18 protein-coding genes and 1 pseudogene are annotated in these 17,621 nt (G+C 73.9%); 8 read left to right on the top strand and 11 right to left on the bottom strand.

Features of this window, described 5'->3' with window-relative positions; genetic code table 11:
* The coding region (locus tag C6N75_RS25500) for a radical SAM protein (protein ID WP_258177609.1) at positions 1-957 on the bottom strand (957 nt) is incomplete at its 3' end.
* Positions 958-1,160: 203 nt separating this feature from the next.
* On the opposite strand from C6N75_RS25500, the gene C6N75_RS25495 reads away from it, so the two are divergent.
* The 5 genes from C6N75_RS25495 (at position 1,161) to C6N75_RS25475 (ending at position 7,120) form a co-directional block, all read left to right on the top strand.
* Positions 1,161-1,604, top strand: coding sequence for an SRPBCC family protein (locus C6N75_RS25495; protein WP_105871228.1), 444 nt, complete (start codon positions 1,161-1,163; stop codon positions 1,602-1,604).
* Between the two features lie 184 nt (positions 1,605-1,788).
* Positions 1,789-2,622: a M55 family metallopeptidase gene (locus C6N75_RS25490; RefSeq protein ID WP_105871227.1), complete on the top strand. Its 834-nt coding sequence runs from the start codon at positions 1,789-1,791 to the stop codon at positions 2,620-2,622.
* Positions 2,615-3,961 carry a M20/M25/M40 family metallo-hydrolase gene (locus tag C6N75_RS25485; protein ID WP_105871226.1) on the top strand — a complete coding sequence of 449 codons (1,347 nt, stop codon included), beginning with the start codon at positions 2,615-2,617 and terminating at the stop codon, positions 3,959-3,961. The genes C6N75_RS25490 and C6N75_RS25485 overlap by 8 nt, the downstream gene beginning before the upstream one ends.
* A gap of 103 nt (positions 3,962-4,064) precedes the next feature.
* The gene (locus tag C6N75_RS25480; RefSeq protein ID WP_105871225.1) at positions 4,065-6,137 is read left to right on the top strand and encodes a prolyl oligopeptidase family serine peptidase; all 2,073 of its coding nucleotides are present in this window, start codon (positions 4,065-4,067) and stop codon (positions 6,135-6,137) included.
* A gap of 5 nt (positions 6,138-6,142) precedes the next feature.
* Positions 6,143-7,120 carry a S66 peptidase family protein gene (locus tag C6N75_RS25475; RefSeq protein ID WP_258177610.1) on the top strand — a complete coding sequence of 326 codons (978 nt, stop codon included), beginning with the start codon at positions 6,143-6,145 and terminating at the stop codon, positions 7,118-7,120.
* A 412-nt stretch (positions 7,121-7,532) separates the two neighbouring features.
* On the opposite strand, the gene C6N75_RS25470 is transcribed toward C6N75_RS25475, so the two are convergent.
* Positions 7,533-8,642, bottom strand: coding sequence for an adenosine deaminase (locus tag C6N75_RS25470; RefSeq protein ID WP_105871224.1), 1,110 nt, complete (start codon positions 8,640-8,642; stop codon positions 7,533-7,535).
* 75 nt (positions 8,643-8,717) lie between these two features.
* A complete protein-coding gene (locus C6N75_RS25465) occupies positions 8,718-9,482 on the bottom strand; it encodes a GntR family transcriptional regulator (protein ID WP_105871223.1) in 765 nt (254 codons plus the stop codon).
* A gap of 233 nt (positions 9,483-9,715) precedes the next feature.
* On the opposite strand from C6N75_RS25465, the gene C6N75_RS25460 reads away from it, so the two are divergent.
* Genes C6N75_RS25460 through C6N75_RS25450 form a run of 3 tightly spaced genes read left to right on the top strand, consistent with a single transcriptional unit; the run spans position 9,716 to position 12,798 of the window.
* Entirely contained in the window at positions 9,716-11,227 is a 1,512-nt protein-coding gene (locus C6N75_RS25460) for an MFS transporter (RefSeq protein WP_258177608.1), read from the top strand.
* A gap of 54 nt (positions 11,228-11,281) precedes the next feature.
* Positions 11,282-11,869 carry a GNAT family N-acetyltransferase gene (locus C6N75_RS25455; RefSeq protein ID WP_105871221.1) on the top strand — a complete coding sequence of 196 codons (588 nt, stop codon included), beginning with the start codon at positions 11,282-11,284 and terminating at the stop codon, positions 11,867-11,869.
* Between the two features lie 32 nt (positions 11,870-11,901).
* A complete protein-coding gene (locus C6N75_RS25450) occupies positions 11,902-12,798 on the top strand; it encodes an arginase family protein (protein WP_105871230.1) in 897 nt (298 codons plus the stop codon).
* Positions 12,799-12,816: 18 nt separating this feature from the next.
* On the opposite strand, the gene C6N75_RS25445 is transcribed toward C6N75_RS25450, so the two are convergent.
* The 8 genes and pseudogenes from C6N75_RS25445 to C6N75_RS25410 form a co-directional block, all read right to left on the bottom strand.
* Entirely contained in the window at positions 12,817-13,221 is a 405-nt protein-coding gene (locus C6N75_RS25445) for a gas vesicle protein K (protein ID WP_105871220.1), read from the bottom strand.
* The gene (locus C6N75_RS32300) at positions 13,211-13,594 is read right to left on the bottom strand and encodes a gas vesicle protein (protein WP_407703274.1); all 384 of its coding nucleotides are present in this window, start codon (positions 13,592-13,594) and stop codon (positions 13,211-13,213) included. Before C6N75_RS32300 ends, C6N75_RS25445 begins: the two co-directional genes overlap by 11 nt.
* Positions 13,591-14,427, bottom strand: a complete 837-nt coding sequence (locus C6N75_RS25435; RefSeq protein ID WP_105871219.1) for a GvpL/GvpF family gas vesicle protein — start codon at positions 14,425-14,427, stop codon at positions 13,591-13,593. Before C6N75_RS25435 ends, C6N75_RS32300 begins: the two co-directional genes overlap by 4 nt.
* Complete coding sequence (gene gvpJ / locus C6N75_RS25430; protein WP_105871218.1) at positions 14,424-15,050, bottom strand: gas vesicle protein; 627 nt, start codon at positions 15,048-15,050, stop codon at positions 14,424-14,426. Before gvpJ ends, C6N75_RS25435 begins: the two co-directional genes overlap by 4 nt.
* A gap of 64 nt (positions 15,051-15,114) precedes the next feature.
* Complete coding sequence (locus C6N75_RS25425) at positions 15,115-16,242, bottom strand: SRPBCC family protein (protein WP_105871217.1); 1,128 nt, start codon at positions 16,240-16,242, stop codon at positions 15,115-15,117.
* Positions 16,239-16,910, bottom strand: coding sequence for a hypothetical protein (locus C6N75_RS25420; RefSeq protein ID WP_105871216.1), 672 nt, complete (start codon positions 16,908-16,910; stop codon positions 16,239-16,241). The genes C6N75_RS25425 and C6N75_RS25420 overlap by 4 nt, the downstream gene beginning before the upstream one ends.
* Complete coding sequence (locus C6N75_RS25415; RefSeq protein WP_105871215.1) at positions 16,907-17,191, bottom strand: gas vesicle protein GvpG; 285 nt, start codon at positions 17,189-17,191, stop codon at positions 16,907-16,909. Before C6N75_RS25415 ends, C6N75_RS25420 begins: the two co-directional genes overlap by 4 nt.
* A gap of 3 nt (positions 17,192-17,194) precedes the next feature.
* Positions 17,195-17,492: pseudogene (locus C6N75_RS25410) on the bottom strand (hypothetical protein).
* Between the last annotated feature and the right edge of the window lie 129 nt (positions 17,493-17,621).

Below are 17,621 nucleotides of genomic sequence, written 5' to 3'. Positions count from 1 at the left end.
GATCTGCCGATGCTGACCCGGGCCGCCGAGGTGACCGACGTCGGCGTCTCCGTCTCGGTGGGCTTCACCGACACCGAGCTGTGGCGCACCGTGGAGCCCGGCACCCCGGCGCCGGAACGCCGCCTGGAGGTGGTCCGCCGGTTCGCCGAGCAGGGCATCGGCTGCGCGGTGCTGATGGCCCCGGTCCTCCCGTTCCTCTCCGACCGCCCCGAGCAGCTCCGCGCCACCGTCCGGGCGATCGCCGACGCCGGGGCGGTCGGAGAGGAACGGGAGGACCGGGGCCATCAGCACCGCGCAGCCGATGCCCTGCTCGGCGAACCGGCGGACCACCTCCAGGCGGCGTTCCGGCGCCGGGGTGCCGGGCTCCACGGTGCGCCACAGCTCGGTGTCGGTGAAGCCCACCGAGACGGAGACGCCGACGTCGGTCACCTCGGCGGCCCGGGTCAGCAGCGGCAGATCGCGCAGGACGAGGGTGCCCTTGGTGAGGATGGAGAAGGGGTTGGCGTGGTCGCGCAGGGCCGAGATGATCCCCGGCATCAGCCGGTAGCGGCCCTCGGCGCGCTGGTAGCAGTCCACGTTGGTGCCCATGGCGATGTGCGCGCCCTGCCAGCCCGCCGACGCGAGCTTGCGGCGCAGCAGCTCCGGCGCGTTGACCTTGACCACGATCTGCGAGTCGAAGTCCAGCCCGGTGTCCAGGTCCAGATAGCCGTGGGTGCGGCGGGCGAAGCAGTAGACGCAGGCGTGGCTGCATCCGCGGTAGGGGTTGACCGTCCATTCGAACGGCATCCGGGAGGCGCCCGGCACCCGGTTGACGATCGAGCGCGCCCGCACCTCGTGGAAGGTGATGCCGCGGAACTCGGGCGTGTCGAAGGTCCTGGTCACGACCGCGTCGGCGCCGAACAGGGCGGGGTCGGCGGCGCTCGCGGCGGAGTCGTCGTTCAGGTGGTCCCATCGCATGGCGCCTCCTCGGTGATGGCGCCTCCATATTAGAACAACTGTTCCCTTGATCGCTGGGAAGGCGTCCCCGGCGACCCGGAAGGCGGCCGCGGCGATCACCGGGGGCGTCCGCGGCCCCCCGGCGCGGGGTACGCGATTTGGGTCCCGGCCGCGCCGGGTGGTTGGCTGGGGCCCCCTGAGGTACGAGCGCTGGAGGACGAGGAATGGCGCAGGTCGAGGCCACCACGGAGCGGGTCATCGAGGCGGACGCGGAGACGGTGTTCGACGCGCTGGCCGACTACCGCGAGACCCGTCCGAAGCTGCTGCCGGAGCACTTCAGCGCGTACGAGGTGCGCGAGGGCGGCGAGGGCGCGGGCACTCTGGTCCACTGGAAGCTCCAGGCCACCAGCAAGCGCGTCCGGGACTGCCTGCTGGAGGTCACCGAGCCGACCCCGGGGCAGCTCGTGGAGAAGGACCGCAACTCCTCCATGGTCACCACCTGGACCGTCACCCCGGCCGGGGAGGGCCGCTCCCGCGTGGTGGTCACCACCGTCTGGCAGGGCGCCGGCGGCATCGGCGGCTTCTTCGAGAAGACCTTCGCCCCCAAGGGCCTGGGCCGCATCTACGACCAGCTCCTGGACAAGCTGGCCGGCGAGGTCCGCCCGTAGTCCGCACGGGCGTGCCGATCCGCCCCCGCTCCCGCACCCGGGGGCGGGGGCGGACCTGTCCGCAGGCGTGTCCGCGCAGGCTGGCGGGGCCCTCGCTCACTCTTGCGGGTGGGGGAAGAAGCGCCGCGCCGGTGGTCGTCCACAGCCCTGGGCAGCCCGCGCGAGAGCGCGTACGGTCGGGTCCATGAAGATCCTCATCAGCGCCGACATGGAGGGCGCCACCGGCGTGACCTGGCCGGCCGACGTGCTGCCCGGCACCCCCCAGTGGGAGCGGTGCCGGCCGATGTTCACCTCGGACGTGCGGGCCGCGGCGCTCGGGTTCTTCGACGGCGGCGCCGACGCCGTCCTGGTCAACGAGGCCCACTGGACCATGCGCAACCTCCTGCTCGAACAGCTCGACGAGCGCGTGGAGATGCTCACCGGCCGGCACAAGTCGCTCTCCATGGTCGAGGGCGTCCAGTACGGCGACGTGGACGGCGTCGCCTTCGTCGGCTACCACACCGGCGCCGGCAGCGAGGGCGTCCTCGCCCACACCTACCTGGCCAACTCCATCACCGGCGTCTGGCTGAACGGCGAGCGCGCGAGCGAGGGCCTGCTCAACGCCCAGGTCGTCGCCGAGTACGGCGTCCCCGTCATCCTGGTCACCGGAGACGATCTGACCTGCGACGACGCCCTCGGGTACGCACCGGAGGCCCGCAAGGTCGCCGTCAAGGACCACGTCTCGCGTTACGCCGCGGTGTGCCGCACACCCACCCGGACGGCCGCCGACATCCGTGCCGCGGCCAAGGAGGCGACGGCCCTCGCCGTACGGTACGAACCGGTGCGGGGCGGCCCGTTCACCGTGGAGCTGGAGTTCGACGCCGAGCACCTCGCGGCGGCCGCCACGGTCGTCCCGGGCGTGGCGCCCACGGGGGAGCGGCGGGTCGCGTACACCGGCACGACGATGTACGAGACCATCCGCACCTTCAAGGCAGTGACCACGATCGTCTCGGCCGCAGTGGAGGAGCAGTATGGCTGACCTGGCACCCGAGGACACCGACGAGCTCACGCTCGACGAGGTGGTGACCTTCACCTCCGACCTCATCCGCATCGACACCACCAACCGGGGCGGCGGGGACTGCCGGGAGCGCCCGGCCGCCGAGTACGTCGCCGAGCGACTGGCCGCCGCCGGACTCGAACCGCTGATGCTGGAGCGCACCCCCGGCCGCACCAACGTGGTGACCCGCATCGAGGGCACCGACCCGTCCGCCGACGCGCTGCTGGTCCACGGCCACCTGGACGTGGTGCCCGCCGACCCGTCCGACTGGGCCGTGCACCCCTTCTCCGGCGAGGTCCGCGACGGACTGGTCTGGGGCCGCGGCGCCATCGACATGAAGAACATGGACGCGATGGTCCTGGCCGTCGTCCGGGAATGGGCCCGCAAGGGCATCCGGCCGCGCCGCGACATCGTCCTCGCCTACACCGCCGACGAGGAGGACAGCGCCGTCGACGGCGCCGGGTACCTCGCCCGGCACCAGGCCCACCTGTTCGAGGGCTGCACCGAGGGCATCAGCGAGTCCGGCGCCTACACCTTCCACGCCGGTCCCGACCTGGTGCTCTACCCGGTCGGCGCGGGGGAGCGGGGCACCGCCTGGCTCAAGCTGACCGCCGAGGGCCGGGCCGGCCACGGCTCGAAGGTCAACCACGAGAACGCGGTCAGCCGCCTCGCCGCCGCCGTCTCCCGCATCGGGGAGTACGAGTGGCCGGTGCGGCTCACGCCCACCGTGCGGGCCGCGCTCACCGAGCTGTCCGCCCTCTACGGAATCGCCCTGGGCCCCGAGGACTTCGACGCCGAGGACTTCGACGCCGACCTGCTGCTCGGCAAGCTCGGCCGGGCCGCCTCCCTGGTCGAGCCGGTCATCCGCAACAGCTCGAACCCCACCATCCTGCAAGCCGGCTACAAGGTGAACGTCATCCCCGGCGCGGCCACCGCCCACATCGACGGCCGGATGGTGCCGGGCGGCGAGGAGGAGTTCGTCCGCACCATCGACCAGCTCACCGGACCGGACGTCGACTGGGAGTTCCAGCACCGCGAGATCCCGCTGGAGGCCCCGGTCGACTCCCCGACCTTCGCCAAGCTGCGGGAGGCCCTCCAGCACTTCGACCCGGACGCGCACGTGGTGCCGTTCTGCATGTCCGGCGGCACCGACGCCAAGCAGTTCGCCCGGCTCGGCATCGTCGGCTACGGCTTCTCGCCGCTGCGGCTGCCCATCGGCTTCGACTACCAGTCGCTGTTCCACGGCGTGGACGAACGCGTCCCCGTCCAAGCCCTGCACTTCGGGGTACGCGTCCTCGACCGCTATCTGCGCAACGCCTGACCACCGCACGCCTGACCACCGCACGCCTGACCACCGCACCACTGACCATCGCAGCGCCCGACCACCGCACCGCCTGACCACCGCACGCTGAGGGGGATTCGACATGGTACGCACGGGGGCCTACGGCAGTTGGCCGTCGCCCATCGACGCCGAGCTGGCCGCCACCCACGACGGGCGGCCCGAGTTCGTCGGGATCGTCGGCGAGGAGGTGTGGTGGACCGAACCGCGTCCCGCCGAGGGAGGCCGGCGCGCCCTGGTGCGCCGGCGGCCCGACGGAGCTGAGGAGACGGTGCTGCCCGCCCCGTGGAACGTGCGCAGCCGGGTCATCGAGTACGGCGGCCGGCCCTGGGCCGGCACCACGGCTGGCGAAGAGGGCGGCGGGCCCCTGGTGGTCTTCAGCCACTTCCCCGACCAGCGGCTCTACGCCCACCGGCCGGACGGAGGCGGCGAGCCGCGGCCGCTCACCCCGCTCTGTGCCACCGGCGGCGGACTGCGCTGGGCCGACCCGGTCATCCTCCCCGACCGGGGCGAGGTGTGGTGCGTCCTGGAGGAGTTCACCGGCGAACGCCCCGGCGACCTGCGGCGGCTGCTCGCCGCCGTGCCGCTGGACGGCTCGGCCGCCGAGGACCGCGCCCTCGTCCGCGAACTCACCGGCGACGCGCACCGCTTCCTCACCGGCGCCCGGATCTCCCCGGACGGCCGCCGCGCCGCCTGGATCGTCTGGGACCACCCCCGGATGCCCTGGGACGGCACCACCGTGCTCACCGCGGCCGTCACCGACGACGGCACGTTCGAGGACGTCCGGCCCGTCGCCGGCGGACCCGAGGAATCCGTCTGCCAGGCCGACTGGGCCGCCGACGGGTCCCTGCTCTACGCCTCCGACGCGGGCGGCTGGTGGGAGCCCTACCGGCTGCGCCCGCAGCACCTCGACACGGCCCGCCGGACCGATCGGGCGGACCGGACCGGCCGGGCCGCCGCGGTCCCGGCCGCCCCGGCAGTGCCGGCCGCCCCGGCGGTCCCGCTGTGCGGCGGACGCGGCGAGGAGTTCGGCGGGCCCCTGTGGAAGATCGGGCTGAGCTGGTTCCAGCCCCTGGATGACGGCACCGTCGCCGTCATCCACGGCAAGGGCGCCACCAGCCTCGGCATACTCGATCCGGAGACCGGCGAACTCGTCGACGCCCCCGGCCCGTGGACCGAGTGGGCCCCCGGCCTGGCCGGCGACGGCTCCCGCGTGGTCGGCGTCGCCGCCAGCCCCCGCAGCGGCTACGAGATCGTCGAACTCGACACCAGCACCGGCCGCACCCGGGTCATCGGCTCCGCCCACACCGACCCCGTCGACCCGGCCTACTACCCCGAACCGCAGATCCGCACCTTCACCGGCCCCGACAACCGCGAGATCCACGCACACGTCTACCCGCCGCACAGCCCGGAGCGCGTCGCCCCCGACGACGAACTCCCGCCCTACGTCATCTGGGCGCACGGCGGCCCCACCGGACAGAGCGCGCTCGTCCTCGACCTGGAGATCGCCTACTTCACCTCCCGCGGCATCGGCGTCGCCGAAGTGAACTACGGCGGCTCCAGCGGCTACGGCCGCGCCTACCGCAACCGGCTGCGCGAGCAGTGGGGCGTGGTCGACGTCGAGGACTGCGCCGCCGTCGCCGAGGCCCTGGCCGCCGAGGGCACCGCCGACCCGGCCCGCCTCGCCGTCCGCGGCGGCAGCGCCGGCGGCTGGACCGCGGCCGCCTCGCTCGCCGCCACCGGCGTCTACGCCTGCGGCACCATCCTCTACCCCGTCCTCGACCTCACCCAGTGGGGCCCCGACGAGACCCACGACTTCGAGGCCCGCTACCTCGACTCGCTCATCGGACCGCCCGACGAGGTCCCCGCCCGCTACCGGGAGCGCTCCCCGATCTCCCAGGTCGACCGGATCACCGCCCCCTTCCTGCTGCTCCAGGGGCTCGACGACGTCATCTGCCCGCCCGCCCAGAGCGAACGGTTCCTGGAGCGCATCGCCGGCCGCGGCGTCCGCCACGCCTATGTGGCCTTCCCCGGCGAGGGCCACGGCTTCCGGGACGTCGCCACCCTCGTCCGGGCCCTCGAAAGCGAACTGAGCCTTTACGCCCAGGTGTTCGGCATCGAACGGCCCGACGTCCCGCCGTTGGAGCTGCACCGGTGACCACCGTGTCCCCCGTGCCCGCCGCCCGGACGGAGACCGCCGACCGGCCCGGGGTGCGGCCGCTGACCCGGCCCTCGCGGCTGCGCCCCGGCGATCGGGTCGCCGTGGTCGCCCCCAGCGGCGCCGTCCCCGAGGAGCGGCTGGCCGTCGGCCTGGCCGCGCTGCGGGACTGGGGCCTCGACCCGGTGGTCATGCCGCACGTCCTGGGCGCCCGCTCGGGGCTGCGCTACCTCGCGGCGACCGACGAGGCTCGGGCCCGCGACCTCCAGGACGCCTGGTGCGACCCGTCCGTGGCCGCCGTGCTCTGCGCCCGCGGCGGATACGGCGCCCAGCGCATGGTCGATCTGCTCGACTGGGACGCCCTGCGCGCCGCCGGCCCCAAGCCGTTCGTCGGCTACAGCGACATCACCGCCCTGCACGAGGCGTTCGCCCTGCGGATGGGCCTGGCCACCCTGCACGGGCCGATGATCGGCGCGGCCGTCTTCACTCAGGACGAGCGGACCAGGCAGGAGCTGCGCACCACCCTGTTCCAGCCGGAGTCCGTGCGGGTGCTGACCGCACTGCCCGGCGCCCGCACGCTGGCCCCGGGCCGGGCGCGCGGCGTCCTGGTCGGCGGCTGCCTCAGCCTGCTGGCGGCCGGCGTCGGCACCCCCGACGGGCGCACCTCGCTGCGCGGGGCGCTGCTGGCGCTGGAGGACGTCGGCGAGCAGTCGCACCGGATCGACCGGATGCTCACCCAGTTGCTGCGGGCCGGGCTGCTGGACGGCGTGGCGGGCGTGCTGCTCGGCTCCTGGGCGGAGTGCGGACCCTACGAGCAGGTCCGCGCGGCGCTGCGGGACCGGCTGGGCCCGCTCGGCGTCCCGGTCGTCGAGGAGTTCGGCTTCGGGCACTGCCCCGTCTCGCTGACCCTGCCGCTCGGCGTCCCGGCGGAGCTGGACGCCGACGCCCGCACCCTCACCCTGGAGGCGCCCGCCCTGCGATGACCCTTTGAGACCGGTCCAGGCCCGGTCAGACCAGGCGCCGGCGGTGGTCGACGGCGCCGGGGTAGGCGAGCTGGACCACCCGGGCTCGGACGGCGGTCTCGCCGGCCTCCCGTTCATGGCGAGGGGGGAGCGGACGACCGTCCCACGCGGGAGGGTGCACGGACACGTCGGCCGTGGGGCATGCCCATCGCGAGAAGGACAAGTACATCATCGCGCGGGAAGGACGAGTGCGTCGTGGGTACATCGTCGCCCGGCAAGGACGAGTACATGGTGGGAAAGCGGGGTGCCGACATGGCGGCGTCCCGGCCCGGCCCCCGTCCAGGTGTCGGACGGGGCCGGCGGGCGCACGCGGGGGGACCCTCCTGCCGGGTCGCCCGGACCGGACCGGGCCGGCGGATGGGTCCCCGGGGCGTCAGCGGGACGCGGTGAGGGCCGCGTAGCCCGGGCGGATCACCTCGTCGATGATGCGGCGGCGCTCCGGCAGCGGCAGGAACGCGGCCTCCACGGCGGCCACCGTGAACTCCTCGAACACCTCGGGGCCGTAGCCGAAGGCGTCCGCCATGTGCTGGAACTCGCGGCTCATCGTGGTCCCGGACACCAGGCGGTTGTCGGTGTTCAGGGTGACCCGGAAGCCGGCCCGGCGCAGCAGGTCGATCGGGTGGCTCGCGTAGTCCTTGGCCGCGCCGGTCTGGAGGTTGGAGGTCGGGCACACCTCCAGGGCGATGCGGTTGTCCCGGACGTACGCGGCGAGGTGGCCGAGCGTGCCGTCCTCGGCGATGTCGTCGGTGATCCGCACCCCGTGCCCGATCCGCTCGGCGCCGCAGACCTGCACCGCCTCGTGCACCGACTCGGCGCCGACCGCCTCGCCGGCGTGGATGGTGAAGTGGCAGTTGTGCCGCTTGAGGTGCTGGAAGGCCGGCAGATGACGGGCCGGCGGGTTGCCGATCTCGCCGCCCGCGATGTCGAACCCGGCAACCCCGCTCGCTCGGTGCGCCACGGTCAGCTCGGCTATCTCCAGCGAGCGGTCGGTGTGCCGCATCCCGGTCAGCAGGGCGCCGACGACGATCCGGCCGCCGGCCCGCCGCTCGCCCTCCCGGAAGCCCTCGTTGACCGCGGTCACGACCTCGTCCAGGGTCAGCCCGCCCGCCAGGTGCTGCTCGGGGGCGTAGCGCACCTCGGCGTAGACCACCCCGTCGGCGGCCAGGTCCTCGGCGCACTCGGCGGCGACCCGGAACAGCGCCTCGCGGCTCTGCATCACGGCGCAGGTGTGGGCGAACGTCTCCAGGTAGCGCTCCAGCGAACCGGAGTCCGCGGCGTCCCGGAACCACACGCCGAGCGCCGCCGGGTCCTCGGTCGGCAGACCGGTGTAGCCGCACTCGCGGGCCAGTTCGATGATCGTCTCGGGGCGCAGCCCGCCGTCCAGGTGGTCGTGCAGGACCGCCTTCGGGGCCCGGCGCACCCACTCGGCGACGGCGGGAGCGGCGGCAGCGGCAGAAGCGGGGAGGTTGTCAGACAAGTGCATGGGCCCGGAGTGTACGGCAGATCCACGCCCGCCGCTGTGACCGGGCCCGCGGCCGCCCGTGGTGACGGGGGCGGGTCAGTTGGACTGGAGGACCGGCAGCGGGACGGCGCCGGTGGGCAGCATGTGCTTGGCCGCCAGGATCGGGGTGCCGCCGGCCCGCACCACCTGGGTGACCAGCACCGCCGGAGTGTCGGCGGGGCGGCCGAGCTGTTCGCCGCGGCGCTGCCCGACCAGGGTGGCGGTGATCGCGCTGTGCGCGGTGAGCTGCACCCCTCGGGAGGCGGCGGCCAGCACCCCGAGCATGGAGCCGCCGCCCGCCGGCCGGCCGGCGGCGGACGCCTCGATCGCCCCGAGGGCCTCCGCGAAGGCGGGGTGGGCCGCGGCCAGGACCTCCTCGGCGGCCGCCCACTCCTGGCTGAGCGCCGCCGCGTGCCCGTCCGCCGCCAGCAGGGACTCCCAGAACCGCAGCCTGGCGCGGGCGGCCGCCAGCAGATGCTGAGCGGTGAAGTCGGTCGGCTCCTCGACCGCCCGCAGCAGGGGGCGCACCGAGACCGGGCCGCCCGCCGCCAGCAGGTCCTCCAGGGGCTGGACGTGCTCGAAGCCGCGCCGGGGCGGCCGGTCGGCGACCGTCCGGCCGACCCCTCGGCGCACCGAGACCAGTCCGTCCTCCTGGAGCAGCAGCAGCGCCTCGCGCAGCGCCGGGCGGCTCACCCCCAGCTCGGCGGCGAGCTTGGGCTCCGAGGGCAGCGTCGAGCCCGGGGGATAGGCGCCGGCGTGGATGGCGTCCGCGATCCGCTCGTACAGCACCACGACCGGTCTCCGCCGCTCCACGCTGACCACTGCTGATCCTCCTCGGTCGACCTGTCGGCAAGTTATGCCGATCGGGGAGGGTCCGGCAACGTCCGTGCGGACGGATAAGCCGCGTAGCCGGATTTACCGGAAAACCCGGTGGAGGGGGTTGACGGGTTACGCGCGTAGATTCAGGCTGAGGTCGCGACAACTTGTCTGACAAGTGATCGAGTGTTGATCCACACGAGTTCGGTGCGAGTCCGATGCGAGGCAAAGGGGCCCACATGACCAGCACATCCGGGACCTCCAGGCCATCCGGCACGTCCGGGACGCCCGGCAGCCGGAAGGAGACCGGGACCGGAATCCGGGACGGGGGCGAGTCGGCGGGGCACGGCCGCATGCTGACGGCGATGGTCCTGGCGGTGCTGGGCTACCAGATCAACGCCACCATGCTGAGCCCGGCACTGCCCGACGTCATCGAGCGGCTGGGCACCACCACCGCCGCCGCCGGACTGTCCCAGACGCTGTTCTTCCTGATGGCCGCCATCGGCCAGGTGACCCTCGCCCGCCTCAGCGACCAGCGCGGACGCAAGCCGATGATGCTGCTGTGCGCCGCCGTCCTGATCGCCGGCAACCTGCTGTGCGTCGTCGCCCCGAACATCGAGGTGTTCATCGCGGGCCGGGTGCTCCAAGGTGTGTCGGCCGCCATGTTCACCTTGGCCTTCCTCACCCTCGACCAGTTGCTCACCCCGGCCGGCTTCGGCAAGGCCGCCGGTGTGATCACCGCGGTCAACGGCGGCCTGGCCGGGGTGGACGCCATCGCCGGCGGCCAGATCGCCGACACCATCGGCTTCCGCGGCATCTTCGTCTGCTCCACCGTCATCGCCGTCGCCGGACTGATCGGCGTCCTGCGGTACGTGCCCGACGTGCCGCCCACCCTGGACGCCGCCGCCCGCTTCGACTCCCGCGGCATCACCGCGCTCGCCGTCGGGCTGACCGGCGTGCTGGTGGGCCTCTCCCAGGGCGCCGCCTGGGGCTGGACCTCCGTCCTCACCCTCGGCTTCCTCCTGGGCGGCCTCGCCGCGCTCGCGCTGTTCGTGCTCTCCCAGAAGAGCGCCCCCAACCCGGTCATCGACCTCGATGTGCTCGCCTCCCGGCGCGCCTGGCCGCTGCTGCTCACCACCGTGTGCACGCTGGGCGGCGCGTTCGGCGCGATCGCCCTGACCATCCCGTTGTTCTCCCAGGACGCCCGGGCCGGCCTCGGGCTGAGCGCGGTGACCGCCGCCATCCTCTTCCTCACCCCGATCCAGCTCATCGGCGTGGTGTCGGCTCCGTTCACCGGCCGGCTCGGCCCGCGGATCGGCTGGCGCACGGTGGTGGTCGCCGGCGCGGTCGCCAACTTCGTGATCTTCGTCGTCGCCACTCTCTTCCTGCACCAGCAGTGGGTCCTGGTCGCCGCGCTGGCCGCGCTCGGCGTCACCTACGGCGGCTTCATGCTCACCGGCCTCAACGGACTGGCCGTCACCACCGCCCCCAAGGACAAGCCGGGCTCGCTCTCCGGACTCAACGGCGCCTGCTTCGGCATCGGCGCGGCACTGGGCATCGCCCTCGCATCCGCCATGATCACCACCGGCGGCGACGCGGGCGGTCCCACCACGGCCGGCTATGCCCACGCCCTGTACGCGGCGCTCGCGCTGCTCGGCCTGGCGGTCCTCTTCGCGCTGCTCATCCGCCGCCCCGACCCCGCCGAACAGACCGCGGACGGCGCCGGACCGGTGCTGGTCACCCACCACTGAGCCGCCGGCCGACGGCCCGGACCGAGAAGGCCGGCGTGGCCTAAAATGGCCCCCATGAACCACCCCGGCCACGCCGTCCCGCTCGCCCGAGGCCCGCGGGTGGACCTGCGTCCGCTGCGCCACGACGACGCCGAGGAGTTCACCGCGCGGGCCAGGGCGAGCCGGCAGCTGCACCACCCCTGGCTGTTCCCGCCGGACACCGCGGCCGCCTTCGCCGCCTACGCCGGCCCCCGCGTCGGCAACCCCGCCCTGGCCTCGCTGCTCGTCTGCGAGCGCGACGCCGGCGGTGCGATCGCCGGTTACGTCAACATCAACAACATCGTCCGCGGCGCCTTCCTCAACGGCACCCTCGGCTACGGGGCGTTCGCCCACGCGGCGGGCCGTGGCCTGATGACCGAGGCCCTGCACCTGGTCGCCGGATACGCCTTCGGGCCGCTCGGACTGCACCGGCTGGAGGCCAACGTCCAACCGGACAACGCCCCCTCACTGGCCCTGGTGCGCCGGGCCGGCTTCCGCAACGAGGGCTTCTCGCCGGCGATGCTGCACGTGGACGGCGCCTGGCGCGACCACGAACGCTGGGCGCTCACCGCCGACATGCCCGCCGGTCGGGCCGCCACCCGGGCGCGCGGCCAAGTCGGTTGAAGGCTCCCGCCACTCGGGTGACGATGGGCGGCATGCGGAACATCGTGGTGCTCGACGCACCTTCCAACCTCGGGCTGCGCCCGCCGGCCCCGGGCGCCGTCCCGGGCTGCCACAAGCTCGCCGGGGCGCTGCGGGACAACGGCATCGTGCGGCGCCTCGGCGCACGGGAGGGCGGTGTGGTGGTCGCACCGCGCTACGACCGGGGCGACTGGCAGGAGGGCGACGGCGTGTTCAACGCCGCCGCCCTCGCCGCGTACACCCGCAAGCTCGCCGACCGTCTCGGACCGCACCTGGCCGCCGGCGACTTCCCGCTGGTCCTCGGCGGCGACTGCTCCATCCAGCTCGGCGCGTCCCTCGCCCTGAAGCGGCTCGGACGGTACGGGCTCGCCGCCGTCGACGCCTCCGCCGACTTCCGGCACACCGGCAACTCCGCCCACGTCGGCGCGGCGGCCGGCGAGGAACTGGCCATCGCCACCGGCCGGGGACAGGACGACCTCGCCGACCTGGACGGCCTGCGGCCCTACCTGCGCGACGAGGACGTCCGGCTGTTCGGGCTGCGCGACGGCGACGAGGACCTGCCCGAACTGGCAGGTCTCAAGATCCCCGCCGTGACCGTCGGGCAGTTGCGGGAGTGGGGCGTCGCGGACACCGCGCGCGGCGCGGTCCTGTCACTGGAGTCCTCCGCGCTGGACGGCTACTGGGTGCACCTGGACGCCGACGTGCTCGATCCGTCCGTGATGCCCGCGGTCGACAGCCCCGACCCGGACGGCCTGCTGCCCGGCGAACTCGGCCCGCTGCTGGGGGAGCTGGTCCGCTCCGAGCGCTGTGTCGGCCTCAACGTCACCATCTACGACCCGGATCTCGACCCGGACGGCACGGCCGGCACGCTCCTCACCGACCTGGTGGTGGCGGCGCTCGGCGGGCGGTGATCGGGCGGCGTCCGGCGTCTACGGCTCGTCCCGGGGCAGGAGGCTGCCGAGCGGGCCGAGGTCCAGGTTGAGGTCGTCCAGGGTGAGCCCGTACCGCCCGCACAGCTCGGTCATCTTCTCGTGCAGCACCATCAGCGTCGTGCCCAGCCGCTCCTCCTCGTCCTCCGACAGCTCCCCGGTGTCCACCCGGTGCAGCGCCTGCCGCTCCATCAACTGCCGCAACAGCTCCACCAGCGTGAGCACCAGCTTCATCAGATCGCGCTCCACGGTGTCGGGGTCGGCGTTGATCCGGTGCGCGGGCGTCGCCGGCCGCGCACCGGCGCGGTCGGCCCGCGGCACGTCGGGCGGGCCGGCCGGCAGCAGCCGGAACGCGCGGTCCGCGGCCCGGGCCACCTCCCGGTAGCGGTCGGCGTCACCGGACACGGCCGGGTCCTTCCCCCTCGGGCGGCGGGTCCCACGGGGACGGGTTCTCGGCGCTCACGGACACGATCAGGGCGCGCAGCGAGACCCGCACCAGGTCGATGTCGGCGATGGAGAGCACCACATCCCCGGTGATCACCACACCGCCGGTGAGCAGCCGGTCCAGCAGGTCGATCAGCGCGACCTGCCGCCCGGGCAGGGGGCCGGTCTCCCGCCCGTACGAGGACGGTGAGCCGTACGCGGACGCCGAGCCGTTCGCGGATGCCGAGCCGTACCCGGACGGTGAGCCGTGCGCGGACGGGTCGGTCTCCCGCCCGTACGGCTCGGCGGCCGGGAAGCCGGGCGGGACGCCCCGGAACGGGCCCTCGCTCGTCACGGCCCCGCCGCCGCTCCGCCGCCGGGCGCTGGCACGGCGTCGTCCAGGGCGGCGAAGGAGTACGGGGCCCAGGGCCCGGTGATCTCCACCCGCACCGCCGGCAGGGACTCGGCGGCCCGGCGGACCGCAGTGAGGAACGCCGCGCAGGAGTCGGACGGCACCAGGAAGGCGTCGTTGGCGACGTTCTCCGGCCCGCCCCCGGCCAGCGCGCCCTGCTGCACCCGGTGGCGCACCTGCTCGGTGGCGTACGCGGCCGCCGCCGCCCGCACCTCCGCCACGGCGGCCGCCGCCTCCCGGTAGGCGCCCTCACGGCTGCGGCGCTCGTGCCCCCGGGCGCGCAGATAGGCCCGTCCGGCACCGGCGGTGCCGGGGCCGGCCGCGCGGGCGGGCTCCCCAGCGGGCGGAGCTGCCGGCGTGGTCGGCGTGGTCGGCGCCAGATGGACCTTGACGCCCCACTCGACCTGCCCGGCCAGCTTGTCCAGCCGGGGCGCGAACACCGCTCGCCCATCGGCCAACAGGGCGCGGACCGCGTCCTCGTCCCGGTAGACGGTCGCCAGCCGCAGCGGCAGTACGGGACCGGCGGCCGCGACCGCGTCCACCACCTCGTGATGGGCCCGGGCGACGGCCTCCAGCCACGCCAGATCCTCCAGATGGGCGGCCAGCGGGGCCTGCTCGAAGTCGGCGGCCGCCACCGGCCCGACGACCGCCGCGAGACCCGAGTCCTCGACCACGCGGACGCCTTCGCCGCCGACGCCCCGCAGCGCGGGCACGGTCTCGACCAGGCCGGGGCCGGCGGCGGCGACCCCGTACACGTACACCAGCTCGCCGCTCACGGCTCGTCCCCACCGCGCGGACGGCGTCGCCGGGGGCGCTCGGCGGGGCGGCCGCCCCGCTCGGCGGCCCGGCGGGGAGCCCGCCGGCGCGGCGCGGGCTCCTCCGCCCGGACCGGCTCCGGCTCCGGCTCCTCGGCCTCTTCCGGTTCTACGGCTTGCTCGTCCTCCTCGTACTCGGGTTCATCCTCGTACTCGGGTTCGTCCTCGTCGTCGGATTCGTCCTCCCAGGATTCCGCGTCCAGCACCTCGGGGGCCGAGTCCGGGGCGGCGGCCCGGAGGGCGGCGACCTCCTCGCGGAGCCGCCGGTTCTCCTCGGCCAGCGACGTCCGGGTGCCGGCTCCCTCGATCCGACCGTCGGCGCGGGCGCGGGAGGAGAGCGAGGGGTCGTGCTCCCACCAGTCGATGCCCATCTCCTTGGCCTTGTCCACGGAGGCGACGAGCAGCCGCAATTTGATGGTGAGCAGTTCGATGTCAAGGAGATTGATCTTGACGTCCCCGGCGATCACGATCCCCTTGTCGAGGACCCGTTCGAGGATGTCGGCGAGATTGGCCGTGCTCCCCTGGCTGTAGGGCGCGGCTCGGGAGGGGTAGTCGCCGAAGTTGCGGGCCACGGGTTCGTTCACGGCGGTGGACCTCGATTCGTCCGGTCACGGCGGGCCGATCCTCGGGGCGGGCGGGTGCGGTCACTCAGCGGCGGCTGCCGGCGGTACGGCGGCGCGGACCGCGGTCCTCCTCGTCCTCGTCCTCCTGGTCCTCCTCGGCCTCCTCGTCGTAGTCGCCGTCCTCCTCGTCGTCGTAGTCCTCGTCCGCCTCGTCCTCGTACGCGCCGTCGTCCCCGTCTTCGTCCTCGTACTCGTCGTCCTCGGCGGCCTCCTCGTCCGACGGCTCCTCGTCGTCGTACTCGCCCTCGTCGCCCTCGTCGTCCTCGTAACCCTGGTCCTCCTGGTCCTGGTCGGACTGCTCCTGCTCCTGCTCCTCGGCCTCGGCGTCCTCGTGGCTGCGCACGACCTCGCCGTCGCGGATCTCGCCGCGCCAGCCCTCGGCGGGCTCGCCCTGCATGGTGACGAACTTGCGGTAGAGCTTCAGGTCCAGCCGGGCGCGGCGGCCCTGCGCGCGCCAGATGTTGCCGGTCTTCTCGAACAGGCCCTTGGGGAAGTACTCCAGGACCAGCAGCACCTTGGTGAGGTTGTCGCCGAGCGGGTGGAAGGTGACCGCGCCCTTGGTGGTGCCCTTGGCGCCCTCCGAACTCCAGACGATCCGCTCGTCCGGTATCTGCTCGACGACGCTCGCCTTCCAGGTGCGGTTGGACTTGGCGACCTTGACCTGCCACTGGGAGGTGGTCTCGTCGGACTGCTCGACGTTGACGACGCCCTTGGCGAAGCGGCCGAACTGCTGGAACTGGGTCCACTGGTCATACGCCTGGCGGACCGGCACCCCGACGTCCACGTCCTCGATGACGACGACGCTCTTGCCGCGCGTCTCGCCCTTGCCGCCCTTCTTGCCGCCGCCGAACACCCCGGAGACCTTGTCCTTGACGGTGTCCTTGACGTGCGAGAACGCGGCCTTGGCGACGGCCTGGCGGGGGGACTTGTCCTCGCTGAGGGCCTGACCGCCCTTGCCGAGCGCGCCCGCGACGCTGCCGAGCGAGGACTCCGGGTCGCCCAGCCGCTTGGTCGCCTCGCCGAGCCGTTCGCCGAGCGAACCGACGGCGCGTTCCGCACGGGCTTCCAGGTACTGGCGCAGTTCGTCCTTGAGGCGGTCGCCGACGCCGCCGGCGCCGTCCGCGGCCCGGCCGGCTTCTTCCTGCTGGCTCATGAGCCCGACCTCCTCCTGGTCGTCCCCTGGTCGCCGGTCCGCTTGCGCGGCGCCCGGGTGCGGGACGCGCTCTTCTCCGCCGCCCTGGGGGCTGCGGTCTTCTTGGCCGCCGTCTTCTGGGCGGGAGCCTTCTTGGCGGTGCTCTTCTTGGCGGGTGCGCGCTTGCGGGGCGGCGGCGGCTCTTCGGGCGCCTCCTCCTCGTCCTCCTCGTCCTCCTCCTGGTCCTCCCGGTCCTCCTCGTCCGGTGGTCCGTCCGGTCCGGGGCCGCCGCCTTCACGGTCGTCGTACTCCGAGGCGTCGTACTCCGAGGCGTCGCCCTCCGGCTCGTCGTCGCTCTCGTCGTTCTCCAGCTCGTCGCCCTCCGGAGGCTCCTCGCCGTCGCCCCGGCGCAACCGCTCGGTTCGGGTGTGCAACTGGTCGGCGAGCCGGTCGGCGCGGGCGGTGACGGCAGAGATCGCGGCCTCCTTGCCGGCCTCCCGCAACTGACCCCGCAGTTGGCTTGTCAGCCCTTCCAGCGCGGGGGAGTCGGCGATCAGCGACGACACCTTCTTGGGATCGATCCGCTTCCTGACCAGCCAGGTCGCCACCGCGATGGCGAGTCTGGCCTTCTTCGTCCGGCCGAGCACATAGCCGCCGATCAGCGCGGCGCCCGTGGTGGCGTTCGTCATGGTGGGAAGTCCTCCTGAGGCGGGTCATGGCGGTCCGGGGCAGCGCCCTGGTGGCGACGGATCTCCTCCAGCTTGTCGAGCAGTTCGTCCTCTCGGCGGTCGAACTCTTCGGTGTCGATGCGTCCTTCGGTCAGTTCGCGTTCCAGCTCCCGGAGCCCGTCGAGCACCGGCCGGGGGTCGTAGTACTCGTTCTCCGCCGCGTCGGCGACCTGCCGGACCACCCAGCCGACGCCGCGCACGGGGGCCAGCGGAAGGGTGAGCAGCTGGGTCAGCACGCCCATGGCTCACTCGCCCCGCGCGGTCCCGCCGCGCGCGGTGCCGTCCCGTGCGGTGTCGTCCCGTACGGCGTCGCCGCGGCCTCGGCGGAAGGACTCGGAGAAGGCGTCGACGGCACCGCTGAGGGCGCCCTTGGTCTTGCCCTTGGCACCGCCCTCGGTGAGTTGTCCCACGACGTCGGGCAGTTGCGCCGGCGCCTTGCGAACCCCGGTCGAGGATCAGCTCCAGAACGTCATAGAGGGAAGAGGAGTTCCCTCCGCCGCCCTGTGCAACGGCTCCTCCACCGCTCTGCGGCACCACGGTCACGGCGCCTCCTCTCGGGCCCGGTCCGCCGCTCCCCGCCCGTGGGAAGCGTCGTCTCAGGCACGCCGGTCGATCTGGCCCCGTGTGTAGCGGCGGACCGGGCCCGAGAGGAGGCGCCGTGACCGTGGTGCC

This window comes from Streptomyces solincola, from assembly GCF_002982015.1.
GTDB lineage: Bacteria > Actinomycetota > Actinomycetes > Streptomycetales > Streptomycetaceae > Streptomyces > Streptomyces solincola.
This window is presented reverse-complemented; position numbering and strand designations above follow the sequence as displayed.